Genomic DNA, 5871 nt, shown 5'->3' with positions numbered 1-5871 from the left:
TCGTTGTCGTTGTCGAATAATCCGACCACGATTACGACAACGACAACGACGCCCGGTCCCTGAGAACGTCCGGTAGCTGTAGGGTACGCGATGCGTACCCTACGACATGTACGTTAACACATCAGTTCTGATCGCACCCCGAGCATGGCCCCGGATTGCCCATTCCGCCGCAATGTGACATGGTTGCGGCTAAATCCCAACCCCCAAGAAGCCGGTCGGCGCTTTGTGTGACGACGGCGCCGCGGAACCGGGTACCATGGTAGCCCCGCGGGAACCGATCCGTGCCGACAACCCGACTATCGTGCGTCCCCTAGCCGTCGCGCTCACCCTCCTCCTTGCCGCATTCAGCGGGTCCCGTGCCGCGGGTCCCCCGGACAGCCCGTGGGACTGCGCCGGACCCGTCGGCGCGGCCGGGACCGTCCCGGGCGGGGGCAAGACCTGGGATTGCCGGGCCGCGGAGACCCTCGCGGGGGTGGTGGCCGCCGGGCCGCCCGGGATGTCGCCCGCCGCGCCGCCCGCCGCGGGGTCAGCGGCGCTACCCGGTGCGGGACCCGCGGACGGCGCGGACGGGGACCCGGACGGCGCCGCCGCCGCGGTCCTCGGCCCGGTACCGGCCGCCCCGGAAAGCAAGACTGAACCCAATACCGAGCCCGATACCTTCAAGGGCGACGAGCCCCTGCCGCGCCCGGATACCGAGGTGCCCCCACCCGCCGGTGCGCTCGGCGGGACGCCCCCCGGCGGCACCCCCGCGGCCACGGCCGACCCGATCCCCGCCCAGCCGCCGACGCCCCCGCCGCCGGTGGAGCCGCCCCGCCCGCCCGCGTGGCCCCCGGGCGAGGAGCCGGAGTCCACGCGCCTGACCCTGCCCATCCCCGTGGTCGTGGACCCGGCGCGGCAGGACTACAGCGGCCCCTCGCCCTGGGTGCTGCCGCCGTTGGACCGGGCCAGCCCGCCGGCGGCTGATACGCCGCGGGTGGATGCGGCGCTCGGTGCCTTGCCGGTGGCGGCCCCGCGCGACGACTACGAGCGGCTCTTATGCCGGGCTGCCCTGGGATCAGTGCGGGCTGCGCGTCGCCGGCAAGCGCCCCGGCGGCAAGTGGGGCCTGGGCGTCGGCAAGGGCGCCAAACCGGCGGCCGATGCCCAGGTCCCGGTCGAGGTCGCCGCCGACCGGGCCGACTACGACCGCGACCGTGAGGTCGTTGAGCTGCAGGGCGGGGTCGTGATCATCCAGGGCGACCAACGCCTGGAGGCGGACCACTCCAGCTATGACCGCAAGAGCGGCGTGGCGAACGCGGCCGGCAAGGTCTTTCTCGACTACCCGGGGGCGCGCCTGCAGGCCGACACCGCCGACTACAACCTGCAAACGAAGCAGGGTCAGCTCGACGACGTCCATTATCGCCTGACGGGTGCCATCAACGTGCGCGGCACCGCCGCCACGGCGAACCTCCTGCCCGGGGAGATCAGCCGCTATCGGGATGTGGTCTACACCACCTGTCCCCCAGGGTATTCCGATTGGTCCATCCGCGCCCGCGACCTGGAACTCAACCAGGTGGAGGGTATGGGTACCGCCCGTCACGCCCGGTTGCAGATCGGTGACCTGCCATTGATCTACACCCCTTACCTGCGCTTCCCGATCGATAACCGGCGGCGCAGCGGCTTCCTGATCCCCCAAATCGGGTCCGGCAACAACACCGGCACTGATATCATCCTGCCCTATTACTGGAACATCGCCCCCAATCTGGACGCGACCCTCTACCCGCGGTACATGAGCACCCGGGGCCTGATGCTCGGCGCCCAGATACGGGGCCTGACGAAGTTCGGGAGCGCCGAGTACACCGGCGAGGTGTTGCCGCACGATGACGAGAACCCGCAGGCCGGCGTGCGCTGGGGCCAGCGGCTGACCGAGTCCGCCGTGTTCGGCGGTCGCTGGTCGACCAATATCGATTACAGCGCGGTGTCCGACGACGAATTTCTCACGGACTTCGGCAACAATCTGGACATCACGAGCCTGGTCAACCTGGTGCAGCGCGGCTCTATCACTTATGCCGCCAAGGGTTACAGCGTATCCGGCTGGGTCCAGAACTTCCAAACGGTCGCCCCGGGGGTCCTGCCCATCAACCGCCCCTATGAGCAACGCCCCCATGTCCAGTTGGACTTGACGCCGCTGCGTTGGGGGCCCGCGGAGTTTACCTTTCAAGACCAATACGACTACTTTTACAACCCCGCCAAGGTCTATGGAAGCCGCAATGTGCTGCTGTCCTCGTTGCGCCTGCCGCTGCGCCGCAGCTTCGGTTATGTGATCCCGCAGGTGCGTCTCTACGCCACCGGCTACGCCTTGGACAACGAGGCGCCGGGGACGCCGGCCCAGCAATCCTTCGTGATCCCGAGCCTGAACCTGGATACCGGGCTGATCTTCGAGCGCGACACCAACTGGTTCGGCAAGTCGGTGCTGCAGACACTGGAGCCGCGCCTCTACTATGTCCTGACGCCCTACGCCGATCAGTCCGACACCCCGCTGTTCGACACCACCTTGCTGACCTTCAGTTACGCCAGCCTGTTCCGGTCCAATCGCTTCACCGGGTATGACCGCATCGGCGATGAAAACCGACTCACCATCGGCCTGACCTCCCGGACCCTGGGCGGGGCGGACGGCCGCGAGTGGTTCCGGGCCAGCCTGGGCCAGATCCTGTATTTTGCCCCGCGCCGGGTGCAACTCACCGGGGTGGCGCCACAGGACAACTCCAGTTCCTCGGTGGCCGGTGAACTGTCGGTGAATCCGGCCGCGGGCTGGCTCGCCCGCGCCAGCTTTCAGTGGGACCCGCACCTCGCGCAGAACCAGTGGGAGCAGCGCGTGTTGCAGTTGCGCTATGCCCCGGGCGATGATCGCGTGGTCAACCTGTCCTATCGCTACAGCCTGGGCGCGAGCGAGCCCGAGCGCTACGAGAATGCCGACCTGTCGTTCCGCCTGCCGCTGACCCCGCGGGTCGGGGTGGTCGGGCGCTGGCTCTATTCGCTGCTGCAGGACGATACCGTGGAGGCGTTCGTCGGCATCGAGTTCGGTCGCTGTTGCTGGCGGGTACGGCTCCTCGGGCGTCACTTAAAGACCAGCGCGACCAGCGTCGGCAGCACCAGCGTCATGTTGGAACTGGAGCTTGCAGGCTTGGGCTCCTTCGGCGACAAGATCGATAAACTCCTGGAACAAAGAATCTATGGCTATGGCTATGACTCGGACTGAACACAGTGCCCGGCCGGGGCCGCTTCCCGGCGCCGCGACGATGCTGACGTGGGTGGTCGCCGGACTGCTCGGCCTGGGCCTGGGCGCTGCCGGGTCGCGCGTGGCGGCGGGCGAGCCGCTGGACTCGATCGTCGCCGTCGTCAACAACGACGTGGTGGTGCAGAGCGAGCTGACCCATGAGATCAGCGTGACGGTGCCCCAACTCCAGCAGCAGGGGACCCCGGTGCCGCCGCCGGAGCAGTTGCGCAAGCAGGTCCTGGAGCGGCTGATCCTCAAGCGGCTCCAGCAGCAGCGCGCCAGGCAACTCGGCATCAAGGTGGACGATGCCGCCCTGACCACGGCCATCCAGGGTATCGCGAGCCGTAACGGACTCACCATCGAGGAGCTCAAGGCGACGCTGGAGAGCGGCCAGGTCCGCTTTGAGGACTTCCGTGAGGACACGCGGATGCAGATCATCACCGCCCGGCTGCAAAGCCAGGAGGTCATGAGCGGCATCCAGGTCACTGACCAGGAGATCGCGCGCTTCCTGGAGAAGGAGAAGGGTAAATTGATGCCGCGCGAGCAGGTGCGGCTCCAGCACATCCTGATCGCCCTGCCGGATCAGCCCAGCCCCCCCCAGGTCGAGGCGGCCCAGACCAAGGCCAAACAACTGGTGGCCAAACTGCGCGGCGGGGCCGACTTCGCCGCGGTGGCGGCGGCCAGTTCCGAGGGACGCACCGCCCTGGAGGGCGGGGATCTCGGGTGGTTCGAGATGGCGGCCGTCCCGAGCCTGGTGGCCGATCGCGCCCAGACCATGGCCAAGGGCGACATCACCGACCCGATCCGCACCCCCACCGGCTTCAACATCATCCGCATGGCGGACATCAAGGGCGGGCTCCCGGGCAATGTCACCCAGTCCAAGGCGCGCCACATCCTGGTGCGCACCAGCGAGATGGTCTCCGATGCGGACGCCAAGACCCGCCTCGGGCAGTTGCGCAGCCGCATCGTCGGCGGCGACGACTTCGCGAACCTCGCCCGCGCCCACTCCGATGACACGGGCTCCGCGCTCAAGGGCGGCGAGTTGGGCTGGGTGAGCCCGGGCGACACGGTGCCGGAGTTCGAGAAGGTCATGGGCGCCCTGGCCATCGGTGAGGTAAGTGAGCCGTTCAAGAGCGCCTTCGGTTGGCACCTCATGCAGGTGCAGGAACGCCGCACCCAGGACACCACCGAGGAGTTGCTGCGGATCAAGGCGCGGGAGGCGATCCAGCGGCGCAAGGGGGATGAGGCGACGGATGCCTGGCTGAAACGGCTGCGCGACGAGGCCTATGTGGAGGTCCGCCAAGATGGCGCCCGCGTCAAGCCCTGAACGGCGCCCGCCCGGGCGCACGGCACCGGGCCTGCCGCGGCTCGCGCTCACCCCCGGGGAGCCGGCCGGGATCGGCCCGGATCTCCTGGTCCGCCTGGTCCAGGCGCCCCAGCCCGCCCAGTTGGTCGCGGTGGCCGACCCGGCGCTGCTCGCCGGGCGCGCCCGGGCGCTCGGGCTGCCGCTCACGTGTCTGGAGTACGAGCCCGAGCGCCCCCGTGAATCCAACCCGCCGGGGACCCTGTGGGTGCGCCCGGTCCCGCTGGCCGCGGCCGTCGCACCCGGCCGACTCGATCCCGCCAATGCCCCCTACGTGCTCGCGACGCTGGAGGTCGCCTGTGACCTCTGTCTGACCGGCGCCCTGGACGCCCTGGTCACGGGGCCCGTCCACAAGGGCATCATCAACGACGCCGGCATCCCCTTCACCGGTCACACCGAGTTCCTGGCGCAGCAGTGCGCGGCGCAACCGGTGATGCTGCTCGCCACGCCCGGTTTGCGCGTCGCCCTGGTCACCACCCATCTGCCCCTGAGTCAGGTCGCCGCGGCGATCACCGCCCCCCTGCTGACCCAGGTCATCGAGATCCTCCACCGTGACCTGGTCGGGCGCTTCGGTATCCCCGCGCCGCGCATCCTGGTCTGCGGACTCAACCCCCACGCGGGCGAGGGCGGACACCTGGGGCGCGAAGAGATCGAGGTCATCATCCCCGTCCTCGCGGCCCTGCGCGGGCGCGGCTGGGACCTGCAAGGCCCGCTGCCCGCCGACACCGCCTTCGTCCCGGAGCGCCTGGCCGGCGCGGACGCGGTGCTCGCCATGTACCACGACCAGGGCCTGCCGGTGCTCAAACACCTGGGCTTCGGCCAAGCCGTCAACGTCACCCTCGGACTGCCGATCATCCGCACCTCCGTGGACCACGGCACCGCGCTCGACCTCGCCGGGACCGACCGGGCGGACCTGGGGAGCCTGCGGGCGGCGATCACCAGGGCGGTAGAGATGGTCCGCGGCGGTCGGGTGGGCGACTAACCCCGCGTTCGCGATTCAGCGCTGGTCTATCCCCATGCCGACGGTTGCCGATTTCCAAGCTGCCGCGCCGAGGTAAGGAACGGTTCACTAATTGGTTAGACAGGCCCATTAGCGAGTGCTATTAGCGTCGTTGTCCTTGTCCTTGTCGTTGTCCTTGTCGTTGTCGTTGTCCTTGTCGTTGTCGTTGTCGTTGTCGTTGTCGTTGTCGTTGTCGAGGTTATCGTAATGCCCCGGATGCTCTCGCACCCCAAATTGCATCGCTTCTCCGATTA

4 protein-coding genes are annotated in these 5871 nt (G+C 68.7%); all 4 read left to right on the top strand.

All coding sequences use genetic code 11. The features are described from left to right. The first annotated feature begins 256 nt into the window (after window positions 1-256). Genes QZY48_RS32485 through pdxA form a run of 4 tightly spaced genes read left to right on the top strand, consistent with a single transcriptional unit; the run spans window position 257 to window position 5599 of the window. Window positions 257-1195 carry a hypothetical protein gene (locus QZY48_RS32485; RefSeq protein WP_295438571.1) on the top strand — a complete coding sequence of 313 codons (939 nt, stop codon included), beginning with the start codon at window positions 257-259 and terminating at the stop codon, window positions 1193-1195. Next, window positions 1104-3236, top strand: coding sequence for an LPS-assembly protein LptD (locus tag QZY48_RS32480; RefSeq protein WP_295438574.1), 2133 nt, complete (start codon window positions 1104-1106; stop codon window positions 3234-3236). The genes QZY48_RS32485 and QZY48_RS32480 overlap by 92 nt, the downstream gene beginning before the upstream one ends. 40 nt (window positions 3237-3276) lie before the next feature. Continuing rightward, on the top strand, window positions 3277-4581 hold the full coding sequence (locus QZY48_RS32475) for a peptidylprolyl isomerase (RefSeq protein WP_295438569.1): 1305 nt from the start codon (window positions 3277-3279) through the stop codon (window positions 4579-4581). After that, window positions 4559-5599 (top strand): 4-hydroxythreonine-4-phosphate dehydrogenase PdxA, encoded by a 1041-nt coding sequence (gene pdxA / locus QZY48_RS32470; protein ID WP_295438567.1) that lies wholly within the window; start codon window positions 4559-4561, stop codon window positions 5597-5599. Before QZY48_RS32475 ends, pdxA begins: the two co-directional genes overlap by 23 nt. Window positions 5600-5871 lie beyond the last annotated feature (272 nt).

It is taken from the genome of uncultured Thiodictyon sp. (assembly GCF_903828115.1).
GTDB lineage: Bacteria > Pseudomonadota > Gammaproteobacteria > Chromatiales > Chromatiaceae > Thiodictyon.
This window is presented reverse-complemented; position numbering and strand designations above follow the sequence as displayed.

Bases quoted from the DNA above. Each gene is read 5' to 3' on its own strand.
- QZY48_RS32485 (WP_295438571.1), top strand. From the start codon at position 257: ATGGTAGCCCCGCGGGAACCGATCCGTGCCGACAACCCGACTATCGTG.
- QZY48_RS32475 (WP_295438569.1), top strand. From the start codon at position 3,277: ATGCTGACGTGGGTGGTCGCCGGACTGCTCGGCCTGGGCCTGGGCGCT.
- pdxA (WP_295438567.1), top strand. From the start codon at position 4,559: ATGGCGCCCGCGTCAAGCCCTGAACGGCGCCCGCCCGGGCGCACGGCA.